Here is a 23,255-nt window from a genome sequence, read left to right on the forward strand (position 1 = left end):
ATCCCCTGGGCGGGGGCTCCCAACACGAACCGGGGGCAATCCGGCATGATCATCTACCTAATGAAGAGGCTCGGGCTGGCGGCGATCGTCGTCATGGCCGTGCTTCTTCTTCTGTTCTCCATGTTGCACATGATCCCGGGCAACCCGGCGATCCTTGCGCTTGGCACCCGCGCCACGCCCGAGGCGATCGCGGAGTACACCGCCCGCATGCACCTGGACGAGCCCGTCCTGACGCAGTTCGTCTACTTCCTTGGCAGTGCGCTGCAGGGGGACCTGGGCCAGGACGTGTTTTCCAATCGCGCCGTCGTCGACATCATCGGCGAACGCATCGGCTTCTCGCTGGCGCTGATCTGCACCGGCATGGGCTGGGCCGTCCTGCTGGGCGTGCCGCTCGGCTGCCTGGCCGCCGTGCGCCCGGGGTCCTGGGTGGACCGTGTCACGGGGGTCTTTTCCGTCGGCATGATCGCCGTGCCCTCGTTCCTCGTCTCGATCTGGGCGCTGCTGCTCTTCTCGCTCGAGCTGCGCTGGCTGCCCGCCATCGGCGCGGGCGAGCCCGGCGATTTCGCCGACCAGCTGAGCCACCTCGTGCTGCCCGCCTTCGCCATCGGCCTGGGCTGGGTCGGCTACCTGGCCCGCATGGTCCGTGCCTCGATGCTGGAAGTGATGGGCGAGCCCTACATCCGCTCTGCCCGCGCCTTCGGCCTGACGCCGCGCCGCGTGGTGCTGGGCTATGCGCTGCGCGTCGCCATCCTGCCCACGATCACGCTGATCGGCATGGGCTTTGGCGGGCTGATCTCGTCCGCGGTCTTCGCCGAGATCATCTTTGCCCGCCCCGGCGTCGGCAAGATGATCTTTGACGCGGTCTCGGACCGCAACTTCCCCATCGTGCAGGGCGGCGTCCTGGTGGCCACCGGCTTCTACATCCTCGTCGTCCTGATGTCCGACCTTCTCATTGCCTGGCTTGATCCCCGTGTCCGCTCTTCCCTCTGATCCCGCCCGTTCCGCCACCGCGCCCGAGGCCCAGGACGGCGAGGCGCGCGAAAGCGCCGGCCGCGAGCGCCGCGAGAAGCTGATGCGCTTCCTGACCGACTGGCAGGCGGTGACGGGGCTTGTCCTTGTCGTGCTGTTCTTCGCCTCGGCCCTCTTCGCGCCCTGGATCGCGCCCTACGATCCCAATGCCATGGATATCCCCGCGCGCATGTCGGGCCCCACCTGGGCCCATATCGCCGGGACCGACCAGCTCGGCCGCGACACGTTCTCGCGCATCCTGCACGGCGGGCGCGTGGCGCTTTACATCGCGGCGATCGGGGTTTCGGCCTCGCTTTCGATCGGGCTGGTGCTGGGCATGATCGCGGGCTACGGGCCGCGCTGGCTGGACAACCTGCTGCTGCTGGCCTTCGACGCGGTGCGCTCGTTCCCCGCCGTGATCCTGGCCCTGGCCACGGTCGCCCTGACCGGGCCCAGCCTGACCGTGGTGCTGGCTATCGTGATCCTGACCACGATCCCCAGTTACGGCCGGGTCGCGCGTACGGCGACGCTGGCCCTGCGCCACACGGAATTCATCCTGGCGGAACGCTCGCTGGGCGCCTCGACCCCGCGCATCCTGTTCCAGCACATCATGCCGAATGTCATCGGTCCGCTGCTGATCCTGGCCGCGATGGAGGTGCCGGTGGTCGTCTCGATCGAGGCCGGGCTGTCGTTCCTGGGCATCGGCGTGCTGCCGCCCCAGGCCAGCTGGGGCACGATCCTGAACGAGGGCTACCTGGTGATCCGCGACGCGCCCTGGATGGTGGTGGCGGGGGGGATCCCGCTGATCCTGACCACGCTCGGCTTCACCTTCCTGGGCGAGGCGCTGCGCGACATCTTCGATCCACGCATGGGGAGGGGACGATGAAGGACATGGACACCCACATGACCGACGAGACACTGCTGAACATCGACGCCCTCAGCCTGGAGTTCCGCACCAACCGCGGCCAGGTGAAGGCACTGCGCGATATCTCCTTCCCGGTGAAGAAGGGCCGCATCCTGGGCATCGTCGGTGAAAGCGGCTCCGGGAAAAGCACCGTGCTGTGGTCGATCCTGGGCCTGCTGGCGGGCAATGCCAAGGTGACGGCGGGCCGGGTCGATTACGGCGACCGCGACCTGCTGACCCTCGATGCCGAGGCCCTGCGAGCCCTGCGCGGCGAGGAGGTCAGCGTGGTCTTCCAGGACCCGATGACCTCGCAGATCCCGGTGCTGCCCTATGCGCGGCAGATGTCGGATATCCTCTACCGCCGCGCCATGTCCGAGGCCGACAAGCGGGCCGCCGCCGTGGACATGCTGCGCCGTGTCGGCATCCCCGACCCGGAAAGCCGTGTCGATGCCTACCCGCACCAGTTCTCGGGCGGGATGCGCCAGCGCGCGGGCATCGCCATGTCGATGCTGACCGGCCCGAACCTGCTGCTGGCGGACGAGCCGACGACCGCGCTGGACGTCACCATGGAGGCCCAGATGATCGGCCTCATGCGGGGGCTGCGGGACGATTTCGACACCACCATCGTGGTGGTCTCGCATAACCTTGGCCTGATTGCCGAGATGTGCGACGACGTGGTGGTGATGTACGCGGGCGAGGTGGTCGAGACCGGCGAGGTCCACGACATCTTCCACAACGCCCGCCACCCCTATACCCGCGCCCTGCTGGAATGCGACCCGGCGCGGATCGCGGATGTGTCGCGCAAGCTGCCGGTGATCCCCGGCGACATCCCCGACCTGACCAAACCGCTGGCCGGCTGCATTTTCGCCAGCCGCTGCCAGAAGGCCATGCCCGCCTGCGCCACCAAGGCGCCGCCGCTGGTGGAGCGCGGCACCGGCGTCGCCCGCTGTCACCTGCTGGAAGGGCCGCTGGCCGATGCCTCCTGGCCGCCGCCGGCCTCTGTCAGCACCGTGGCCCGCGACGATGGCGCCGCCGCGCCCCTTCCCGCAAACGCAGGTGAGCCCCTGCTGGAGGTGCGCGATCTGAACGTGCAGTTCCGTACAATGGGCGCGCTGAAGGCCCGCATACGCGGGGTCGCGCGGCCCTTCGTCGATGCGGTGCTGGACGTCAGCCTGGACATCCGCCCGGGCGAGACCCTGGCGCTGGTCGGCGAAAGCGGCTCGGGCAAGACGACGCTGGGGCGGACGATCCTGAACCTGCAGGCTGCCGCCGGCGGCTCAGTCCGCTTCGACGGGACCGAGATCGGCAACATGGCCGAGCGCCGGTTCAAGCCGCTGCGCCGCGACATGGCGATGATGTTCCAGGACCCGACGGGCTCGCTCAGCCCGCGCAAGTCGGTGCGCGCGCTGATCACCGAACCGCTCCTGATCCACGGCGCCGAGGGCCGCGATCTGGATGCCGAGGCCGAGCGCCTGGCCGACATGGTGCGCCTGCCGCGCGGCTTCCTGTCGCGCTACCCGCACGAGCTGTCGGGCGGGCAGGCGCGCCGCGTCGGCGTGGCCCGCGCGCTGGCGCTGAACCCGCGCCTGATCGTGGCGGATGAACCAACGGCGGGGCTGGATGTCTCGGTCCAGGGCGAGATCCTGAACCTGATGGCGGATTTACAGGCCGAACACGGGCTCAGCTACCTGATCATCACGCACAACCTGCCCGTGGTGCGCCATATCGCGGACCGGATCGCCATCATGTACCTCGGTCGCATCGTCGAGGACGGCCCGGCGGCCGAGGTCTTTGCCAACCCCGCGCATCCCTACACCCGCGCGCTGGTCGAAGGCGTCCCGCAGCCGGACCCGGATCGCCGCCGTCCGCCCTCGGCCGCGATCGAGGGCGAGGTGCCCAGCCTGCTGCGCCGCCCCAAGGGCTGCGATTTCGCCACCCGCTGTCCGCTGGCGCGCGACGCCTGCCGCCCGGCCAAGCCCGAACACCGCCACATTACGCCGGATCGCAGGCATGCCTGCCTGTTCCCGCTGACCGACACGCAAGACAACAAGAACAAGACGGAGACCCCATGAGCTACGGGATCTATATCGGCCGCAACCTGACCGCGGACGGCCACGCCTGGCTGGCCGGCTACGGCGACGAACCCTCGTCGCACTGGCTGGAGATCGTCGATCGTGCCGAGCACGCGGCCGATGCGACCATCACCGTGGGCGTGGGCCCCGACAGCGACATGCCGGGCCATCGCACGCAGATTCCGCAGGCGGCGCAGACCGCGCGGCACATGCGGGTCAGCTACAGCTACTACCTGGGCGTGCCCGCACCGATCACCAATGGCGGGCTGAACGAACACGGCGTGGCCGTGCGCGACATCTGGTCGACCTCCTGCCAGGCGCTGATCGACATGACACCGAAGGACCAGACCGGCCCGAACTACTCGGATCTGGCGCGCATCGTCGTCGAACGCGCCACCACCGCCCGCGAGGGCGTCGAGATCATGGCGCAGCTGATCGCCGAGCACGGCTATTCCTGCTACGGCGGCAATTCCCACATCATCGCCGACCCTGACGAGGCCTGGGTGGTCATCCAGTTCTCAGGCGGTAAGGGCCTGTGGGTGGCCGAACGCCTCGGGCCGGACAGCATCCGCGCCTCGCGCCCCGGCTATATCGGCGTGGTGCCGCTGCAGCCGGACGAAACCTTCCTCTATCCCGATCACTTCATCAGCACGGCGGTCGAGCTGGGCTGGTACGACCCGGCCTCGGGCGCGCCCTTCGACGTGAATGCCATCTACGGTGACGGCAAGGGCCCCTGGAAGGGCATGGCCTGGGTCGAGGAGCAGATGCGCCAGCGCGCCGCTGCCGCGCCCCTGACCTTCGAGGACGTCTGCTGGTCGATCCAGACCGACAAGCTGACCGGCGACACTGCCGGCTACGGCCAGGTCGTGCCGCTGGTGCATCCCTCGCACCCGGACCTGCGCATGATGTGGCACGCCCCCGTCGGCCCCGTCACAGCGCCGCTGGTCCCGGTCTTCCTGGGCCAGACCGAGGTGCCCGACGCATTCGGCCAGCACCGCTACCTGACAACCGGCGAGGCGCACCGCTTCCTCGACCGCCGCAAGGAGGCGACGGACCCCGACACCGTCAGCCATGTCCCCCAGGGCATCGAGGTCGCCGACAGCGCGGTCTACCAGTACAAGCGTCTGATGCACCTGGCCTTCCAGGACGAGGGCCTGCTGCGCGAAGCCTGGGATCACTGGCGCCTGATGGAAGTGCAGCTGGCCGGGGAACTGCCCGCGGTGCTGCGCAGCGCCGAGTTGCTGCTGGAGGCCGGCGAGACGGACCTGGCCCGCCGGGTCCTGACCCGCGAAAGCGCCGGATGGCTGAACGCAGGGCTGGAGGATTGCCGCGCCCTGGTCGCCTCGGGCTATGCCCGCCTTCGCCTGCGCGGGACGCTCAACCGCGACGGCAAGCCGCTGGCGCCTGAGCAATACTGGTAGGGTCCGGCCTGAACAGGGCGGACGCCGCGCGGGCGGGCACGAACCGACGCGCGTATCCGTATCGGGCTCTTTGACGTCTCTGCGTGCGGGGATTGCGAGCGACGGCAGGGGGCGCTGCCCCCGTCGCTGCGCGACTCCCCCGGAGTATTTGGGCAAGGTGAAGCTTGGGGGCGCGCTGTCTGAGCGGGCGCACCAGTCGGTACAATGTTGTGGCAACGGACCTGTGGGGGGCCTTTCGCCCCGTTCCACGGGAGAACGGGGCGATCGGGGGGAAGCCGGGACAATGCCCCGGCAAGTGCAAGCTGGAACCGGGCCCCAATCGGCCCGATCTTGCTAAGGGCAATCTCTGAAGGAAGGGTTCACATCGGCGGGTTTTACGTGCCCTCGAAAGCGCAGAGCGTGACGAGGCTCATCCCAAGCTTTTCCAGTCGGTCCCGACCGCCCAGTTCGGGCAGATCGATGACGAAGGCGCAGCCGGCGATTTCGCCGCCCAGGCGTTCGATCAGCTTGATCCCGGCCTCGGCCGTGCCGCCGGTGGCCAGCAGATCGTCGACCACCAGCACCCGTTCGCCCGGCTGGATCGCGTCGTCATGCAGTTCTACCCGCGCCTCGCCGTATTCCAGCGTGTAATCCTGGCCGATCACGCGGCCCGGCAGCTTGCCCGCCTTGCGCACCGGCACGAAGCCCGTGGACAGCTGATGCGCCACGGCCCCGCCCAGGATGAAGCCGCGCGCCTCGAGCCCCACGACCTTGTCGATACGCTGGCCGGCAAAGGGCGCGACCAGCTGGTCCACCGCCATGCGGAAGCCCTGCGGATCGGCGAAGAGCGTCGTGACATCGCGGAACATGATGCCCTCATGCGGGAAATCCGGGATCGTGCGGATGAAGTCCTTAACCGTCCGGGTCATGCGTCACCTCCGCCCAGGATACGGCCCGCCACGGTCGACAGCCGGGCCACGAGGTCCGGGTCGCGCCGCTCGGGTGCCGTCAGGATCGCGTAATCCAGCGCATGGGCACAGCCCTGTTCGCAGCCCTGGTCGCCCGACGGCGCCATCAGGCCGGGCATCTGGGCGATCATGTCCCGCGCATGGGCGGAATTGGCGCCGAGGATGCGGATGATCTCGGTCACGTCGACCTCTCCGTGGTCGGGGTGCCAGCTGTCGTAATCGGTGACCATGGCGACCGTGGTGTAATGCATCTCGGCCTCGCGGGCGAGCTTGGCCTCGGGCATGTTGGTCATGCCGATCACGTCGCAGCCCCAGCTTTCGCGGTACATCTTCGATTCCGCCAGAGTCGAGAATTGCGGCCCCTCCATCGCCAGGTAGGTGCCGCCCACATGGGTGGTCACCCCGACCGACCGCGCCGCCTGGGCCGCCAGCCCGCCAAGCGCCGTGCAGGTCGGATGCGCCATCGAAACATGGGCGACGCAGCCCTTTTCGAAGAAGCTCTTCACCCGGTTCACCGTGCGGTCGATGAACTGGTCGACGATCACGAAATGCCCCGGGGCCATTTCCTCGCGGAAGGACCCGCAGGCCGAGACCGACAGGATATGCGTCACGCCCAACTGTTTCAGCGCGTCGATATTGGCGCAGTAGGGCACATCCGTCGGGGCATGCACGTGGCCGCGGCCATGGCGCGGCAGGAAGGCGATCTTCAGCCCGTCCAGCACCCCGGTCAGGATTTCGTCCGAGGGCTTACCCCAGGGCGTGTCGAGGCTGTGCCACTCCGCCTCTGCCAGACCGTCGATTTCATAGAGCCCCGATCCGCCGATCACGGCCAGCATGGGTTCGGCCATTCTATCCTCCTTGCGCGTCCGGCCCGGCGCCTGCGCGGCGGATCCGGACCTCATGCCTGGTACCGGATCCATTACTGGCCCCGGGCGCGGCCAAGGACAATCGGAAATCCGCCCGGCCCCCGGTTCTGGGCCAGATCAGGGCCCGCCCTGCCCGCCCAGTGACACCGATATCGCCCTTGCGGCCATGCAACATGGGGTCGCGGTCGTGCCCCGCGCCCTTGCCGCGACGCAGCGATGCCGCTATTGCGGCGCTGCGAACGAAAATCCCGATAGGCCTCCGATGACCCGTACAATCCTGGCAGCTTTTGCCAACCGACTTGCATTGCCCGATCTGCGTCTCCTGCCCGAGGAGAAGCTGACGCCGTCGCGGATCCGGATCGAGCTGCTGTCGGGCCTGACCGTCGCCCTGGCCCTGGTGCCCGAGGCCGTGGCCTTTGCCTTCGTCGCGGGGGTGCACCCGCTGGTCGGTCTTTACGCGGCTTTCCTCGTCGGCCTGATCACCGCTGTCTTCGGCGGGCGGCCCGGCATGATCTCCGGCGCGACGGGCGCGCTGGCGGTGGTGATGGTGGCGCTGGTGGCCGAACACGGGGTCGAATACCTGTTCGCGACGGTGGTCCTGATGGGGATCCTGCAGGTCATCGCGGGCGTCATGAGATGGGGCAAGTTCATCCGCCTGGTGCCGCACCCGGTCATGCTGGGCTTCGTCAACGGGCTGGCCATCGTGATCTTCCTGGCGCAGCTGACCCAGTTCAAGGTGCCCGGCACCGTTGAAAACACCGGCCACGGCGCGGGGGGCGGCGAATGGCTGTCCGGCACGCCGCTGCTGCTGATGCTGGGCCTTGTCGCCGCGACCATGGCGATCATCTGGGTCATGCCGCGCCTGACCCGCGTGATCCCGGCGCCGCTGGCCGGTATCGGCATCATCGCCGGCATCGTCATCGCCTTCGGGCTGGACGTGCCGCGCGTCGGCGACCTGGCCTCGATCCAGGGCGGCCTGCCGTCCTTCCACATCCCGACCGTGCCCCTGACCTGGGAAACCTTCGAGATCATCCTGCCCTACGCGGTGATCCTGGCCGCCATCGGCCTGATCGAGTCGCTGCTGACCCTCAACCTCGTCGGCGAGATGACGGGCAAGCGTGGCGGTGCCTCGCAGGAATGCGTGGCCCAGGGCGCGGCCAACGTCGTCACCGGTTTCTTCGGCGGCATGGGCGGCTGCGCGATGATCGGCCAATCGATGATCAACGTGAAATCCGGCGGTCGGACCCGGATCGCGGGGATCGCCGCGGCGCTGTTCCTGCTGCTCTTCATCCTGTTCGCCGCACCGCTGATCGAACAGATCCCGCTGGCTGCGCTGGTGGGCGTGATGTTCATGGTGGTGATCGGGACGTTTGCTTGGAATTCGCTGAAAATCCTCGCCAAGGTGCCGATGACCGATGCCTTCGTGATCGTGCTGGTGACCGGCGTGACGGTCTATGCCGACCTTGCCGTCGCCGTGGTCGTGGGGGTCATCGTCTCGGCGCTGGCCTATGCTTGGAACAACGCCCGCCGCATCCACGCCACCACCTACCGCACGCCCGAAGGGGCGAAGGTCTACAAGGTGCAGGGCCCGCTCTTCTTCGGCTCCTCCGATGGCTTTGCCGAGATGTTCGACATCAAGGCCGACCCGGCCCTCGTCATCGTCGATTTCGAAAACAGCCGTGTCGTCGACCAATCCGCCCTGCAGGCGATCGAGGCCATCGCCGCCAAGTACGAGGCCGCAGGCAAGCGCATCCAGCTGCGCCACCTCAGCCGCGACTGCCACGCGCTGCTGACCAAGGCGGGCCACCTGGTGGTCGACAGTGCCGATGACCCGGATTACGCGCTGGCCGTAGATTACGGCGTGCGCACCGGCATCCTGGGCGGCGGCCACTGATCAGACACAAACGGGCCGGGCGACATCACATCGCCCGGCCCGTTTTCTGTTATCTCATCAGACCATGTCCGGGGCGACCGGCGCGGCAGGCCCGACCAAGGCCCCCGAGCTCACGCCGTGATGCGAGATCCTCCCAGGAACGCATCGTACCAGCTGTTGTCAGGCTCGTAGCCCAGCCCCGTCACCACGTCGAACAGCTCCGGGAACTGCGTGAACTGGTCGATGATGCGGTCGCGATGTTCCGGGCGGCGCCATTTCTGCAACCGGCTCGGGTCCAGCGGACGCAGTCCGTTCATCGCCTGGGCGCTCTCGTCCTTCACCTCGCTTGTGTAGAAATCCCGGAACGAGCCTCGGAATGACAGGCCGAAGGCCTCGGCCAGCATCGCCTGGACCGCATCCGGGTCGGCCACCAGGTCCTCGTATTTCAGGATGAAGACACCCTGTGGGAAATGGCCCGACTGCATCACATCGACCATCGCGTAGTGGATCGGCAGCAGCCCCGGCATGTTGCGTACGGGCTTGCCGTCCTTCGGCACGCCATAGCAATGATCGGCCGCGCAGAAGTAATCATCCGGCACGCGCTTGTGGACCGATGTCAGGATGTCCCGCGGATCGCGCAGCGTCAGGATCAGGTCGACCTTCTTGAACCGCGGCGCGACCTTCATGATCTCGTTGACGTAGAAGATGTCGAAGGGCCGCTTGGAACAGGTATTGCCCGGTTCGCCCAGCAGGCCCGCCGCGCTGACCTCTCCGTCGGGCATAAAGAACCCCTGCAGCGTGTGCTGCAACATCGAATAGAACAGCGTGCTGCCCGCGCGTCCCTGCCCGGTGACCAAAAGATGTCTGTCCATGCCATCATCCCTCATCGGTTCTGCCCAATGAGATGTGACGGTCAGGTTTACGATACGTTAACAAACTGGATCAATCGTCCGGACGCTTCAGCGAAAAGACCTCGCGGACCACGGAATAATCGCGGTAGCCCAGCCGCGTCAGCGGATTGAACTTGGTCACGTCGAACATGCCGTCGGTCATGCAATCGTCGCGCATATGCACGCCGATCACCTCGCCAAAGACGACATGGTTGTTCTCGCCTTCCAGGTCGACGATCTGCGTCATCCGGCATTCCAGCGACGCCGGCGCGTTGGCAACGCGGGGGCAGTCGATCTCGCTGCACTCCGCCTTCTCGATGCCCGCGACCTGGAACTCATCCTCGCCCGCCGGCAGCGAGGCCGAGGATTTGTTCATCACGTCCCGCGCCGCGTATTCCACGATGTTCACGCAGAACACGCCGGTGTCGCGGATATTGCCGACGCTGTCCTTGCCGTAATCGCGGTCCGGCTTGCCCGAGGTCGAGGCGAACATGACCTGCGGCGGCACATAGGCGACGGCGTTGAAGAAGGAATAGGGGGCAAGGTTGTCCTTGCCATCCGATCCCCGCGTCGAAATCCAGCCGATCGGGCGCGGCGTGATCATCGCGTTGAACGGGTTATGCGGCAGGCCGTGGCCGTCCTTCGGGATGTAGAACATGGCGGATCTCCGTTGTTTGCCACCGACATAGCGCCATGCTACGCCCCCGGCCAGACCCAGTTAACCCGATTTCGCACACAGGAGGGCGGCGGCGTGTTCGACATCAGCCAGGAAACGCCCTCGGATTGGTGGGAAGTCGAAGCCCTCTACGATCTCTGTTTCGCCCCGGGGCGCGAGGCGCTGTCCTCCTACCGGTTGCGCGACGGCGTCGACAAGGTGGCCGATCTCAGCCTTGTTGCCCGCGATGCAGACGGCACGGTCGGCGGCGCGATCCGCTACTGGCCCATCCGCATCGGCGACGGCACCGACGCCCCCCGCGCCCTGCTGCTGGGCCCGGTTGCCGTGCACCCCACCCACCAGGGCGAAGGCCTGGGCGGCCTGCTCATCGCCGACTCGCTCGACCGGGCGCGGCACCTGGGCTGGGACCGCGTGATGCTGGTCGGGGACGCGCCCTATTACGGCCGGTTCGGCTTCGAACGTCTGGACGGGGTGGAAATGCCGCCCCCCACCAACCCCGACCGCGTGCTGGGCCTGCCGCTGCGCGACGGCGCCTGGGATGGGATAACGGGCCAGGTCCTGCGCGATCTCTGACCCCGACCCTGCACACACGATCTTGAAATCCGCGTCGCCGACGCCAACCTAAAGATCACGCCAACAGGGGGATCCAGCGTGACCGAGAGCGACCCGAAACCCGTCGCCCACCAGCAAATCCTGCTCGACGATGCGGGCGACCCGCCCGATATCGACGCAGAGCTTGACGCGCTCGCCCGCCGATACCGCCGCGCCGGGGGCGTCGGCCTACAGGTGCTGAACCTGATCGGCGACAGCGCCGAGGGTCTGCTCAACCGCCTGCCCGAAGACATCCGCTCCCGCCTCGACCGCGTCACCGAAAGCGCCCTGTCCACCGCGATGCGCACCGCCCACGGCTCGCGCCGCCTGGTCAAGGACCAGCCCGACTGGCTGAACCGCGCGGTCACGACCTCCATGGGGGCTGCGGGGGGCTTCGGGGGCCTGCCCACGGCGATGGCCGAACTGCCGGTCACCACCACCGTCCTCTTGCGCGCCATTCAGGATGTCGCGCTGGAACATGGCTTCGATCCGGCCTCCGAAAGCGTGCAATTCGACTGCATCCGCGTCTTCGCCGCCAATGGCCCGCTGGAAGAGGATGACGGCACCGATCTGGGCTTCTTCAGCTCCCGGGTCGCGGTCACCGGCGCCACCGTTCAGGCCCTGATCGCCCGGGTCGCCCCGCGCCTGGCCACCGTGCTGGGCCAGAAACTCGCCGCCCAGACCGTGCCGGTCCTGGGGGCCGTCGCCGGGGCCGCCACGAACTACGCCTATACCAGCTATTACCAGGAAATGGCCCATGTCCATTTCCGCCTGCGCAAGCTCGCCATCGAAGGCGACCGCCCCCATCCCGAGCTTCTGGCAGACCTCCAGGCCCGCATCGCCGATCCGCGCCTGCGCAAGGCCGGCTGAAGCGCGTCAGCCCTTCAGCACCGCGCCGGGGTTCAGGATCCCGTGCGGGTCGAAGGCTGCCTTGATCGCCCGCATCATCTCCAGCTTCACCGGATCGCCATAGCGTTCCAGGTCGCCGGTCTTCAGCCGCCCGATCCCGTGTTCGGCGCTGACCGATCCCTCCATCTCGTGGACCAGGTCATGCACCGCGCGCTTCACCTCGCCGGTATGGCTGCGCCATTCGGCCAGGTCGCCGCCCTGGGGCGGAAAGACGTTGTAATGCAGGTTGCCGTCGCCCAGATGCCCGAAGCAGTTGATGCGGAACGGCCCCATCCCCATCACCATCTGCGACGCCCGGTCGATGAAGGCCGGCAGGTTCGACAGTGGCAGCGAAATGTCATGGCTCGACACCGACCCGATCAGCCGGTTCGCCTCGGGGATCTGCTCGCGCACCTCCCAGAACTGCTCCGCCTGGGTCTCGTTCTGGGCCAGCACCGCATCGGCGACCAGCTCCCGCTCCCAGGCCTCCTCGATGATGCTCTCCATCGCCGCCTGCGGCTCCAGCCCGGCGGGCAGGCCCAGCTCGATCAGCACCATCCATTCCGGCGCCGGGTCGAAGGGGCGGCGCAGCTGCGGCAGCTTCTCCTCCAGGAAGGCCAGCGACTGCCCCGAGATCAGTTCGAAGGCCGACACGCCCTCGCCCACCCGGTCGCGCGCCAGCGACAGCAGCGCCAGCCCCGCCGCCGGGTCCGGCACCGCCGCATACGCCACCGCCGTGCCGACGGGCCGCGGCGACAGTTTCAGCGCCGCCGCCGTGATCACGCCCAGCGTACCTTCGGAGCCGATCATCAGGTTGCGCAGATCGTAGCCGGTATTGTCCTTGCGCAGACGGCTCAACCCGTTCAGCACCCGACCATCGGCCAGCACGACCTCCAGCCCCAGGCACAGGTCGCGCGCATTGCCATAGCGCAGCACGTTCACCCCGCCCGCATTGGTCGCCAGGTTGCCCCCGATCCGGGCCGACCCCTTGGCGGCCAGCGACAGCGGGAACAGCCGGTCGACCTTTTCGGCCGCGGCATGGATATCCGACAGGATCGCGCCGGCCTCGGCGACCATCACGTTCTCCACCGGGTCGGCGGTCCGGATCGCGGTCATCCGCTCCAGAGACAGCAGCAGCGGCGCGGGCCCGTCGGGCATGATCTGCCCGCCCACCAGCCCGGTGCCGCCGCCATAGGGCACGACCGGCACCCGCGCCTCATGCGCGGCCTTCATCACCGCCGACACGGCGGCCACATCGGCCGGCGCGACGACCAGCCCGGCATGGCCGGACCAGGTGCCACGCGGCTCGTCCAGGTAATGGGGGGACACCTCGCGAAACGCCTTGGGGTCAAGGACATCGCGCAGGCGATCGGCAAAGGCGGGGTCGGCGGAATTCAGGGTCATGGCCCTTGCATACAGCCTCGCCCCGCCGCCGCACAGACCGAAAAAACGGCGTTCCCTATTCCATTTCGTCGCGCAGGTATTCCGGCTGCAACACGATGATCGTCGGCCGCTCCGGCAGATCGCGCAACGACACGGTCAGGCTGCTCTCCTGGCGCAGGTCGATGTCGAACTCCTCCTCCACGCCGTCCAGGAACCAGCCCAGCGACGCGCCGGAAAACCAGTGCATCGGCAGCACGATCGAGGATTTCAGCCGCTGCACCACCCGCACCATGCTGGCCGTGTCCAGCGTCATGCCGCCATCCACCGGCACCATCACCACGTCCAGCCGCCCGATCGCCGCATATTGGTCGTCATTGGGCTCGTGATGCAGATGTCCCAGATGGCCGACGCACAGCCCCTCCACCTCGAAGATGAAGATCGAATTGCCGTTCTCCTCGACCCCGCCCATCGACCGGATATCGGTCGAGACGTTGCGGATCAGCATCTCGCCAAGGTCCAGGTGATGATCCGCCGCCTCGCCGAAGGTCTCCGACCAGCCGCGCAGCACATGCGGAATCGCCGGGTCCGGCGCCGTGGTGTAATGCGAGGAATGGGCGTGGTTCATCGTCACCACGTCGGGGATGAAATCCACGTTGCCCAGGTAGCCCGGGTAATCGGTGACCGCCGACAGCCCGCCCCGCGTCTGGATCAGGTAGGCCGAATGGGCCACATACGAAATCCGCACCGAATATTCCGGCACCGGATCGCGGAAAGACGCCTTGTGCAGGTATTCGATCCCCGGCGCCGCATCGGCAATCGCGATGCAATGGCTCATTCGGGGATTGGCACGGGGGGTCGTATCGGGACTGGAACTGGCCTGGCCCAGGGCCGGCCCCGCGATGCCGCATACCAGGCTCACCAGGACAGAGGACAAGATCGCACGCATGAAACACCTCCTGCCCGAACGCTAGCATGCCCACCTGCCGCGCCCGGTCACAAAACCGTGCCTCACCGCCCTCGGGCCCGGCAAACCCGGCTTTGCCACCCTTTTCAGCGCCCCCTCGTTCATCTTGCGAGAAATACTCCGGGATTCTCAAGGGCAGCGCCCTTGAGGGCCCTTGCGGCCCGAGCAAGATGAAATCGCGTGCGCCGCAGGCGCGCCGGGGTGCAACGCGCGGTTTTCATTGACCCCGCCCCCGCTTTTGGGCAAGTCGGGACGACCCGGCCACCAATGCCGTCACGACCCAGGGAGAGGGACCGCCAGATGACCCGCATCGATGCCACGTTCGACCGTCTGCGTTCGGAAGGAAAGAAGGCCTTCGTCGCCTATGTCATGGCCGGTGACCCGGACGAGGCAACCTCCCTCGACATCGTCCGCGCCCTGCCCGGCGCCGGGGTCGACATCATCGAACTGGGCCTGCCCTTCACCGATCCCATGGCCGACGGCCCGACCATCCAGGTCGCCGGCCAGCGCGCGCTCGAGGCGGGCATGACCCTGCAGAAGACCCTCGACCTCGCCACCGCCTTCCGGAAAGAGGACGACACGACCCCGATCGTGCTCATGGGCTATTACAACCCGATCTACAGCCGCGGCGTCGACACGTTCCTCGCCGATGCCAAGGCCGCCGGGATCGACGGCCTGATCGTGGTCGACCTGCCGCCCGAGGAAGATGACGAGCTTTGCATTCCCGCCCAGAAAGCCGGTCTGAACTTCATCCGCCTCGCCACGCCCACCACCGATGACAAGCGCCTGCCCAAGGTGCTCGAGAACACGTCGGGCTTCGTCTATTACGTCTCGGTCACCGGCATCACCGGCGCCGCCGCCGCCCAGGCCGACACCGTCGGCCCCGAGGTCGCCCGCATCAAGGCCAAGACCAACCTGCCCGTCATCGTCGGCTTCGGCATCCGCACCCCGGAAGTCGCCGAAAGCATCGCCGGCGTGGCCGATGGCTGCGTCGTCGGCTCCGCCATCGTCGGAGAGATCGCCAAGGGCCATTCCACCGACGAGGTCGCCGCCTACGTCAAGACCCTCGCCGACGGCGCCCACCGCGCCTGACCCGCACGGGTCCGAAGGCTGACACGATATCCAACGGGGCTCGCACAAAGCCCGTGCGGCGTCCTTGCCGCCTCGGCCAACGGGATGAGATCGCCCGACCTACCAAAGACAGGCCCGGCCGCATTCGGCGCGGCCCCGCGTTTCAGCCGGGCGCGACCGAAGCCACAAGGCCCAGAAAACAGCCAAACCGGCCCGGGCCCCTCCAACACCTCCCTCCCCCTGCGACACCCACACCACCTTGCCGTGCCGCACCCCCATTGCTAAACCGCATCAACTCACCGGGAGGGAAGCCAAAATGCCCGTCATCACCTGCATCGACGACCTGAAACGTCTGCACAAACGGCGCACGCCCAAGATGTTCTACGATTACTGCGAAAGCGGGTCCTGGACGGAACAGACCTTCCGCGAGAACACCTCCGATTTCGAGGATATCCGCCTGCGCCAGCGCGTCGCCGTCAACATGGAGGGCCGCACGCTCGCCACGAAGATGATCGGCCAGGATGTCTCCATGCCCGTGGCGCTCGCCCCCGTGGGCCTCACCGGCATGCAGCGCGCCGACGGCGAGATCAAGGCGGCGAAGGCGGCCGAGAAATTCGGCGTCCCCTTCACGCTGTCGACCATGTCCATCTGCTCGATCGAGGACGTGGCCGAACACACGACTAAACCCTTCTGGTTCCAGCTCTACACGATGAAGGACCAGGATTACCTGAAACGCCTGATCCAGCGCGCCAAGGATGCCAAATGCTCGGCCCTCGTGATCACGCTAGACCTGCAGATCCTCGGCCAGCGCCACAAGGACCTCAAGAACGGCCTGTCCGCCCCGCCGAAACTGACCCCCGCCGTCATCGCCGACCTGATGACCAAGTGGACCTGGGGCCTCGAGATGCTTCAGACCAATCGGCGCCAGTTCGGCAATATCGTCGGCCATGTGAAGGGGGTGAAGGACACCTCCCGCCTCGGCGAATGGACGGCCCAGCAATTCGACCCGGCGCTCGACTGGTCCAAGATCGAACAGATCAAGGAAATGTGGGGCGGCCCGGTGATCCTTAAGGGCATTCTCGATGCCGAGGACGCGGTGATGGCCAAGAAGGTCGGCTGCGACGCCATCGTCGTGTCGAACCATGGCGGCCGCCAGCAGGACGGCGCGCTCAGCTCGATCAGGGCGCTGGACCCGATCCTGCAGGCCGTCGGCGGCGACCTCGAAGTGCATCTCGATAGCGGCATCCGCTCGGGCCAGGACGTGCTCAAGGCGATCGCCATGGGCGCCACGGGCACCTATATCGGCCGTGCCTTCATCCATGGCCTCGGCGCCCAGGGCGAGGCCGGCGTGACCGCCGCGCTCGAGGTCATCCGCAAGGAAATGGACATCTCCATGGCCTTCACGGGCAAGCGCGACATCAAGGATGTCGACCGCTCCTGCATCCTGGTCCCCGAGGGCTTCTCCGGCCGCTGGCAGGACTGACCCGCCCCGACCACACTGGCACCCCCGGGCCGATCCCCGGGGGCCGCATCGGCGCCTTTGCGCCAGCGTCACGGATCCATCGAAAGCCTGTTACAATCCGGCCCTAGCAACACGCCCGAGATGACCCTCCGGAAAAGGCCAGGACCATGACCAAGCAAGACACCTCCGATCTCTCCTGGGACGCGTTCGACGAACTCCGCGACCCGCGCCCCGACACCAATGCCTTCGACGCCGTGGTCGAGGCCGCGATCTCGCGCCGGGGCTTCCTGGGCGGCGCACTGGCCTTCGGCTCGGGCGCCGTGGTCTTCGGCTCCGGCCTCGCGTCGTCGGCCCGCGCGCAGGCCGCCGGCTTCGGCTTCCAGCCCATCGGCATCGCCACGGATCACGAGATCCACGTGCCCGAAGGCTATGCCTGGAAACCGCTGGTCCGCTGGGGCGATCCGCTCTTTTCCGACGCACAGGGCGCCTATTCCTCGGAAACCGGCGTGCCGGTCGCCATGTCCGACCGCGTCTTCGGCGAAAACACTGACGGGATGGAGCTGTTCGAGGTCGACGGAAAACAGCTGATCGCGGTCAATTCCGAATACGTGAACCCCAGGATCAACCTGCCCGCCGCCTCCGAAGGCACGCCGCGCGATGCCGACGAGGTCACGCTGCTCAAGAACATGCAGGGCGTCACCGTGATGGAAATCGCCGATCAGGGCGACGGCTATGGCGTCGTGATCGACAGCCCCTACAACCGCCGCATCACCCATGAAACCCAGATGATTATGGACGGCCCCGCCGCTGGCTCGGACCTGGTGAAAACCAATGCCGACCCCGACGGCATGTCCCCCAAGGGCACGATGAACAATTGCGGCTCGGGCAAGACGCTCTGGGGCACCTATCTGACCTGCGAGGAAAACTTCAACGGCTACTTCGGCACCACCGCCGAGAAGGCGCCGACCGAAGGCGAGGTCCGCTACGGCATCGGCGGCCAGTCCCGCTATGCCTACGAAATCTACGACGCGCGCTACGACCTGTCCAAGGAACCGAACGAACCGCACCGTCACGGCTGGATCACCGAAATCGACCCCGCCGATCCCGAAAGCACCCCGGTCAAGCACACCGCCCTCGGCCGATTCAAGCACGAGAACGCGGAAATGGTACAGGCCGCCGATGGCCGCATCATCGTCTACATGGGCGATGATGAACGGGGCGAGTTCATGTATCGCTACGTCTCCAACGGCACGTACGAGGCGGGCGGTGCCACCGATGGCCTGCTCTCCGACGGCACGCTCTATGTCGCGCGGTTCAACGACGACATGACCGGCGAATGGCTGGCCCTGACGCCCGACACCACCGGCATGAGCGTCGAGGAAATCCTCGTCTTCTCGCGCATCGCCGCGTCCAAGGTCGGCGCCACCACGATGGACCGCCCGGAATGGATCGCCGCCAACCCGCTGAAGGTCGAGGCCTATTGCGCCCTGACCAACAACAAGAACCGCGGCGTGAAGCCCAATGCCGGCGGCGACGACACCGCCGTCAACGGCCCCAACCCGCGCGAGACCAACAATTTCGGCCAGATCGTGCGCTGGCGTCCCGAGGGCGAGGATCACGGTGCCGATACCTTCGCCTGGGATCTCTACGTGATGGCCGGCAACCCGACCGTCTACGACAATGAATATGCCGGGTCGGACAACATCACCGAGGGCAACATGTTCAACTCCCCCGATGGCATGGCCTTCGACACCAAGGGGATGCTCTGGATCCAGACCGACGGCGATGACGACAACGAAGGTGAGTTCGCCGGCATGGGCAACAACCAGATGCTTGTCGGCAATACCGAAACCGGCGAAATCGCCCGCTTCCTCACCGCGCCCAACGGCGCGGAGGTGACGGGCCTGTGCTGGTCCGCGGACCTAAAGACCGCCTTTGTCGGCATTCAGCATCCCGGTGGCGCCTGGCCCGATGGCAACGGCAAGCCGCGCTCTTCGGTCATCGCCGTCTGGCGCGAGGACGGCGCCGAAATCGGCTGAACCGACCCCGGATCGACAGCGACGGGCGGGCCACTTGGTCCGCCCGTTTGCGTTCCGGTCAACAGAACCGGACCCGGTCCCTGCGCCGATTAACCACATCACCGGCGATCAATTGTGCAGAGAATCGCAATTCTGCCCCGATAAATCCCCAGGAACTGGCGATTTCCCGCCAAAAGCCGCCAAACTCCCGTCCAAATTGCTTGTCAGAACACGGTTAATGACGAACATGTCATGAAAAGCCGCACAACCGGCACCTGCAGACAGAACTTTCGAGGGACAAACAGCGTGACAAACGCGAAACCGATCTTACGCGGCCTGGTTCTCATGACCGGCCTCCTCCTTGCCGCCGCCTGTGGCCGCAACGACCGCTTTGAAACCCCCGCCAGCCTTGGCCAGCTCGACCCCGCCCGGATGTCCTTCGCGATCTCCGAGGTGATGTCGCTTCAGGCCAATGGTCAGCGCGTCTGGTGCGTGCCCTTCGCGCGCAATGCCTCCGGCATCCAGATCCGCGGCGACGCCCATACCTGGTGGGCCGCTGCCGAAGGCGAATACCGCCGCGGCACGAAGCCCTCCGTCGGGGCGGTGATGGTCTTCTCCAAATCCTCCAGCCTGACCCGTGGCCATGTCGCCGTGGTGTCGCGCGTCGTGTCCAAGCGCGAGGTCCTGATCGACCACGCGAACTGGTCCCGCAACCAGATCTCCCGCTCCATGTCCGTGATCGACGTGTCCAAGCGCGGCGACTGGTCGGCCGTCCGGGTCGAAAGCATCCCCGGCGCCTATGGATCGACCTACCCGGTTTCGGGCTTCATCTACCCCAACGCCTACGACACCTGACATCGCAGGCATCCGCGTTTCACGGCCGCTCCGGTTCCCCGGGGCGGCCGTTTCGCGTTGCACGGCGCGCGGGGCGTTAACCCGGCCCCGGCACCGCCTGCGCACCGACGTGATACCGACGTCATACCGACGCGATACCGACCCCGCCAAAACGCTGCTACACAGGCATTAACCGGGGTCTCGCCGCCGATTCGCCCCATCCGGAGCGCCGCGACGCAACGCCCGCTGCCTCGCGGGCCCGGCAACGGCTCTTTTTCGCTTCCCATAAATCCAGAATCCGTGTAAGCGCGCAGCTTCACAGCGGACATACAGCCTTGGAGGATGTCCGCACCCACTTAGGAGAATTCAAAATGGCTGGAGAAATTCCTGATCTCGTAGCCCAGGAACGTGCGGGGACGGGCAAGGGCGCCGCTCGCGCAGCGCGCCGCGCTGGCATGGTTCCGGGTGTTGTTTACGGTGGCGACGCGGACCCGATCGCTATCCAGATCCCGTTCAACGATCTGCTCAAGAAGCTGAAAGCAGGCCGTTTCCTGGCGACTCTGTGGAACCTCAAGGTTGAGGGCCACGACGATGTCCGCGTGATCTGCCGCGGCGTTCAGCGCGATGTGGTCAAGGACCTTCCGACCCACCTCGACCTGATGCGCCTGCGCCGCACCAGCCGTGTGAACCTGCACATCCCCGTCGAGTTCCTCAACGAGGAAGAAGCCCCCGGCATCAAGAAGGGCGGCATGCTCACCGTGATCCGTGCGGACGTCGAACTGAACGTCGTGGCCGGCGATATCCCCGAAAAGATCGTTGTCGATCTGGCCGGCCTGGAAATCGGCGACACCATCACGATCAGCTCCGTCGACCTGCCCGCAGGTGCCAAGCCGACCATCGACCGTGACTTCGTCATCGCGAACATCGCCGCCCCGGCCACCCTCGGCAGCGGCGACGACGAAGAGGATGAAGGCGAAGAGGTTGCTGCAGACGAGGTCGAAGCGACCGAAGTCGACCAGTCCGAATAAGCCCTGCTTTCAAGGCTTTGATGAACGGCCCTGCCATTTGGCGGGGCCGTTTTGCATTTGCGCCTCCGCCCCTCCGCCGCCATTGCCGCAGCGCCGCATCCGTGCCAATCTGGCGGCACAGCCAGGAGGTCCCCCATGGGTAAGGTTCACGTCGTCAGCGAATATGCCTGCACCCCCGATCAGCTTTGGGCGGTGACCAAGGACCTCGATGCCCTGCGCAAGATGAATGCCCGCATGGTCCGGATGGAGGGCCTGCCCTCCGGTGACATGTACGCTGGTCAGGACATCCAGATCACCACCTCGCTCTTCGGTCGGACCAAGCCGCAGGTCTACCGCATCGTCGTCACCGAACTGAGCGACGAAACCCGCGAATTCCGTTCCACGGAACACGGTAATGGCGTGAAAAGCTGGAAACACCACGGCCGCGTCGAACGCGCGCCCAAGGGGTCCCGCCTCGTCGACGATATCGAAATCGATGCCGGTTGGATGACCCCCCTGGTGGTCGCCTGGGCCAACATACTCTACAAGGCGCGGCACAAGCCCCGCCTGCAAATCCTGCGCGACCGCGGGGCCCTGACGGAATAAGGACGAACCGAATGCTGCTTTTTGTCGGCCTCGGCAATCCGGGCGGTAAATACGCCCGCAACCGGCACAATATCGGCTTCATGGCGCTCGACCAGATCGCCTCGGATCACGGTTTCGGCCCCTGGAAATCCAAGTTCCAGGCCGAACTGACCGAGGGCAAGCTGGGCTCGGAAAAGGTCATGCTTCTCAAGCCGATGACCTTCATGAACCTGTCCGGCCAGTCGGTCGGCGAAGCCATGCGTTTCTACAAGCTGACCCCCGACGACATCACCGTCTTCCACGACGAACTGGACCTCGCCCCCGGCAAGCTGCGGGTCAAGCAGGGCGGCGGTCATGCGGGCCATAACGGGCTGCGCTCGATCCACCAACATATCGGCGCGGACTACCAGCGCATCCGCCTTGGCATCGGCCATCCCGGCCACAAGGACCGGGTCGCAGGCTATGTCCTGTCGGATTTCGCCAAGGCAGAGGAAGGCTGGCTCGACGACATGATGCGCGGCATCAGCGACGGCGCGGCGGAACTCGCCGCCGGCGACACGGGCCGCTTCATGAACGCCGTGGCCCTGCGCACCGCACCGCCCCGGTCCTCGACCACGAAGCCCAAGCCCGACGCCGCGAAACCCGCGCCCGAGGACACACAAGATGCCGCGCCGGAACCCGACAAACGCTCCGCCCTGCAAAAGCTCGCGGACAAGTTCAAGTGATGCCGCCCCCCGCCGCGCCCGCACCGCTTGAGGCGCTGTTCGAACAACAGGCCGGGGCCTGCGAACGGCTCGGGTCTCCGTTCATGGCGCGGCTCCTGCGGGTCTGCGGCGCGCGGCTCAGGCCCGGCACACCTGTCGCCGACCGCCTGATCGGCTGGCCCGGCGATGCCACCGCCCTGGGCGACGCGACCGCCCTGCGCTTTGCCGGTGCCCTGCACGCCCTCGTGCTGATGCAGCGCGACCCGGCGCTCATGGCCGCCTATCCGCCCAACGACGCCGACGACGACATGCTCTGGCGGGCCGTGGCGAACGCGCTGGTCACCCATGAAATGCACATGATGACCTGGCTCGACAGCGCGCCCCAGACGAACGAGGTGCGCCGCTCCGTTGCCATGCTGTCCGCCGCGCAGATCGTCGCGCAACGCTTTCCGGGCCTGCCGCTGCGGGTGTCGGAAATCGGCGCCTCTGCCGGGCTGAACCTCTATTTCGACCGCTATGCGCTGGCCCTGCCCGATGGCTCCACCCGTGGCGCCGCCGATCCGGTCATCACCCTGCAGCCCGACTGGTCCGGGCCGCTCCCCGCTGATGCGCCCTTTGAAATCGCGGAACGGCGCGGGGTCGACCTGAACCCGCTGGACCCGACCGATACGGCCGCCCGGCTGCGCCTGCGCAGTTACACCTGGCCCGATCAGCCCGACCGGATGGCGCGGCTCGATGCAGCGCTGTCGATTGCCGAACCCTGCGTCGACCGGGCCGATGCCGCGCTCTGGCTGCCGGAACGGCTGGCCGAACCGACACCGGGACAGGTGGATTTCGTCTTCCACACCATCGCCTGGCAATATTTCCCGCCCGAGATCGACGCCGCCTGCCGCAAGGCCCTGGAGGACGCCGCCGCCCGCGCCACACCCGATGCGCCCTTCGCGCATCTGTCGGTCGAAACCCTGCGCAATGGCAACGGGGCCGAGGTCGCGCTGACCCTGTCCACCGGCGGCACGCCGGAGCGCCTGATCCTGGGCCACATGGACCCGCATGGCCGCCGTATGGAGGCCACACCGGCGATCGCCGGCTGA

21 protein-coding genes are annotated in these 23,255 nt (G+C 67.0%); 15 read left to right on the forward strand and 6 right to left on the reverse strand.

Translation table 11 applies throughout. The features are described 5' to 3' along the window. Window positions 1-45 precede the first annotated feature (45 nt). Genes ATO9_RS04940 through ATO9_RS04955 form a run of 4 tightly spaced genes read left to right on the forward strand, consistent with a single transcriptional unit; the run spans window position 46 to window position 5,405 of the window. A complete protein-coding gene (locus ATO9_RS04940) occupies window positions 46-990 on the forward strand; it encodes an ABC transporter permease (protein WP_043746127.1) in 945 nt (314 codons plus the stop codon). Then, on the forward strand, window positions 971-1,894 hold the full coding sequence (locus ATO9_RS04945; protein ID WP_238318667.1) for an ABC transporter permease: 924 nt from the start codon (window positions 971-973) through the stop codon (window positions 1,892-1,894). Before ATO9_RS04940 ends, ATO9_RS04945 begins: the two co-directional genes overlap by 20 nt. After that, a complete protein-coding gene (locus ATO9_RS04950; protein WP_052418122.1) occupies window positions 1,891-3,984 on the forward strand; it encodes a dipeptide ABC transporter ATP-binding protein in 2,094 nt (697 codons plus the stop codon). Before ATO9_RS04945 ends, ATO9_RS04950 begins: the two co-directional genes overlap by 4 nt. Next, window positions 3,981-5,405 (forward strand): C69 family dipeptidase, encoded by a 1,425-nt coding sequence (locus ATO9_RS04955; RefSeq protein ID WP_043746130.1) that lies wholly within the window; start codon window positions 3,981-3,983, stop codon window positions 5,403-5,405. The genes ATO9_RS04950 and ATO9_RS04955 overlap by 4 nt, the downstream gene beginning before the upstream one ends. Window positions 5,406-5,779: 374 nt before the next feature. Here the strand turns inward: ATO9_RS04955 and ATO9_RS04960 are convergent, their stop codons facing one another. Then, entirely contained in the window at window positions 5,780-6,313 is a 534-nt protein-coding gene (locus tag ATO9_RS04960; protein ID WP_043746132.1) for an adenine phosphoribosyltransferase, read from the reverse strand. Further along, on the reverse strand, window positions 6,310-7,200 hold the full coding sequence (locus tag ATO9_RS04965) for an S-methyl-5'-thioadenosine phosphorylase (protein ID WP_043746135.1): 891 nt from the start codon (window positions 7,198-7,200) through the stop codon (window positions 6,310-6,312). The genes ATO9_RS04960 and ATO9_RS04965 overlap by 4 nt, the downstream gene beginning before the upstream one ends. Before the next feature lie 280 nt (window positions 7,201-7,480). Here ATO9_RS04965 and ATO9_RS04970 point away from each other — a divergent pair, with 280 nt between their 5' ends. Next, on the forward strand, window positions 7,481-9,112 hold the full coding sequence (locus tag ATO9_RS04970; protein ID WP_043746138.1) for a SulP family inorganic anion transporter: 1,632 nt from the start codon (window positions 7,481-7,483) through the stop codon (window positions 9,110-9,112). Between the two features lie 110 nt (window positions 9,113-9,222). Here ATO9_RS04970 and ATO9_RS04975 read toward each other — a convergent pair whose 3' ends face one another. Then, window positions 9,223-9,963, reverse strand: a complete 741-nt coding sequence (locus tag ATO9_RS04975; protein WP_043746155.1) for a sulfotransferase family protein — start codon at window positions 9,961-9,963, stop codon at window positions 9,223-9,225. A gap of 70 nt (window positions 9,964-10,033) precedes the next feature. Then, window positions 10,034-10,639, reverse strand: a complete 606-nt coding sequence (locus ATO9_RS04980) for a flavin reductase family protein (RefSeq protein ID WP_043746176.1) — start codon at window positions 10,637-10,639, stop codon at window positions 10,034-10,036. 93 nt (window positions 10,640-10,732) lie between these two features. Between ATO9_RS04980 and ATO9_RS04985 the strand changes: the two genes are divergently transcribed. Both ATO9_RS04985 and ATO9_RS04990 read left to right on the forward strand, forming a co-directional pair. Beyond that, a complete protein-coding gene (locus ATO9_RS04985; protein ID WP_043746179.1) occupies window positions 10,733-11,230 on the forward strand; it encodes a GNAT family N-acetyltransferase in 498 nt (165 codons plus the stop codon). Between the two features lie 117 nt (window positions 11,231-11,347). Next, window positions 11,348-12,118 (forward strand): EcsC family protein, encoded by a 771-nt coding sequence (locus tag ATO9_RS04990; protein ID WP_043747356.1) that lies wholly within the window; start codon window positions 11,348-11,350, stop codon window positions 12,116-12,118. 6 nt (window positions 12,119-12,124) lie between these two features. On the opposite strand, the gene ATO9_RS04995 is transcribed toward ATO9_RS04990, so the two are convergent. Both ATO9_RS04995 and ATO9_RS05000 read right to left on the reverse strand, forming a co-directional pair. Continuing rightward, the gene (locus ATO9_RS04995) at window positions 12,125-13,540 is read right to left on the reverse strand and encodes an FAD-binding oxidoreductase (RefSeq protein ID WP_043746182.1); all 1,416 of its coding nucleotides are present in this window, start codon (window positions 13,538-13,540) and stop codon (window positions 12,125-12,127) included. Window positions 13,541-13,595: 55 nt separating this feature from the next. Continuing rightward, a complete protein-coding gene (locus ATO9_RS05000; protein ID WP_043746185.1) occupies window positions 13,596-14,465 on the reverse strand; it encodes an MBL fold metallo-hydrolase in 870 nt (289 codons plus the stop codon). 318 nt (window positions 14,466-14,783) lie between these two features. On the opposite strand from ATO9_RS05000, the gene trpA reads away from it, so the two are divergent. From trpA to ATO9_RS05040, 8 genes are all read left to right on the forward strand, one after another. Continuing rightward, window positions 14,784-15,575, forward strand: coding sequence for a tryptophan synthase subunit alpha (gene trpA, locus ATO9_RS05005; RefSeq protein WP_043746188.1), 792 nt, complete (start codon window positions 14,784-14,786; stop codon window positions 15,573-15,575). Between the two features lie 295 nt (window positions 15,576-15,870). After that, on the forward strand, window positions 15,871-17,037 hold the full coding sequence (locus tag ATO9_RS05010) for an alpha-hydroxy acid oxidase (RefSeq protein WP_043746192.1): 1,167 nt from the start codon (window positions 15,871-15,873) through the stop codon (window positions 17,035-17,037). A gap of 146 nt (window positions 17,038-17,183) precedes the next feature. Further along, window positions 17,184-19,055: a PhoX family protein gene (locus ATO9_RS05015; protein ID WP_043746195.1), complete on the forward strand. Its 1,872-nt coding sequence runs from the start codon at window positions 17,184-17,186 to the stop codon at window positions 19,053-19,055. A 324-nt stretch (window positions 19,056-19,379) separates the two neighbouring features. Continuing rightward, window positions 19,380-19,889: a CHAP domain-containing protein gene (locus ATO9_RS05020; RefSeq protein WP_052418123.1), complete on the forward strand. Its 510-nt coding sequence runs from the start codon at window positions 19,380-19,382 to the stop codon at window positions 19,887-19,889. A 350-nt stretch (window positions 19,890-20,239) separates the two neighbouring features. Then, a complete protein-coding gene (locus ATO9_RS05025; protein WP_043746201.1) occupies window positions 20,240-20,896 on the forward strand; it encodes a 50S ribosomal protein L25/general stress protein Ctc in 657 nt (218 codons plus the stop codon). Window positions 20,897-21,031: 135 nt separating this feature from the next. Continuing rightward, a complete protein-coding gene (locus ATO9_RS05030; RefSeq protein ID WP_043746204.1) occupies window positions 21,032-21,481 on the forward strand; it encodes an SRPBCC family protein in 450 nt (149 codons plus the stop codon). Window positions 21,482-21,492: 11 nt separating this feature from the next. Beyond that, complete coding sequence (pth, locus tag ATO9_RS05035; RefSeq protein ID WP_043746207.1) at window positions 21,493-22,185, forward strand: aminoacyl-tRNA hydrolase; 693 nt, start codon at window positions 21,493-21,495, stop codon at window positions 22,183-22,185. Continuing rightward, window positions 22,185-23,255 (forward strand): DUF2332 domain-containing protein, encoded by a 1,071-nt coding sequence (locus tag ATO9_RS05040; RefSeq protein WP_052418124.1) that lies wholly within the window; start codon window positions 22,185-22,187, stop codon window positions 23,253-23,255. Before pth ends, ATO9_RS05040 begins: the two co-directional genes overlap by 1 nt.

The organism is Pseudooceanicola atlanticus, from assembly GCF_000768315.1.
GTDB lineage: Bacteria > Pseudomonadota > Alphaproteobacteria > Rhodobacterales > Rhodobacteraceae > Pseudooceanicola > Pseudooceanicola atlanticus.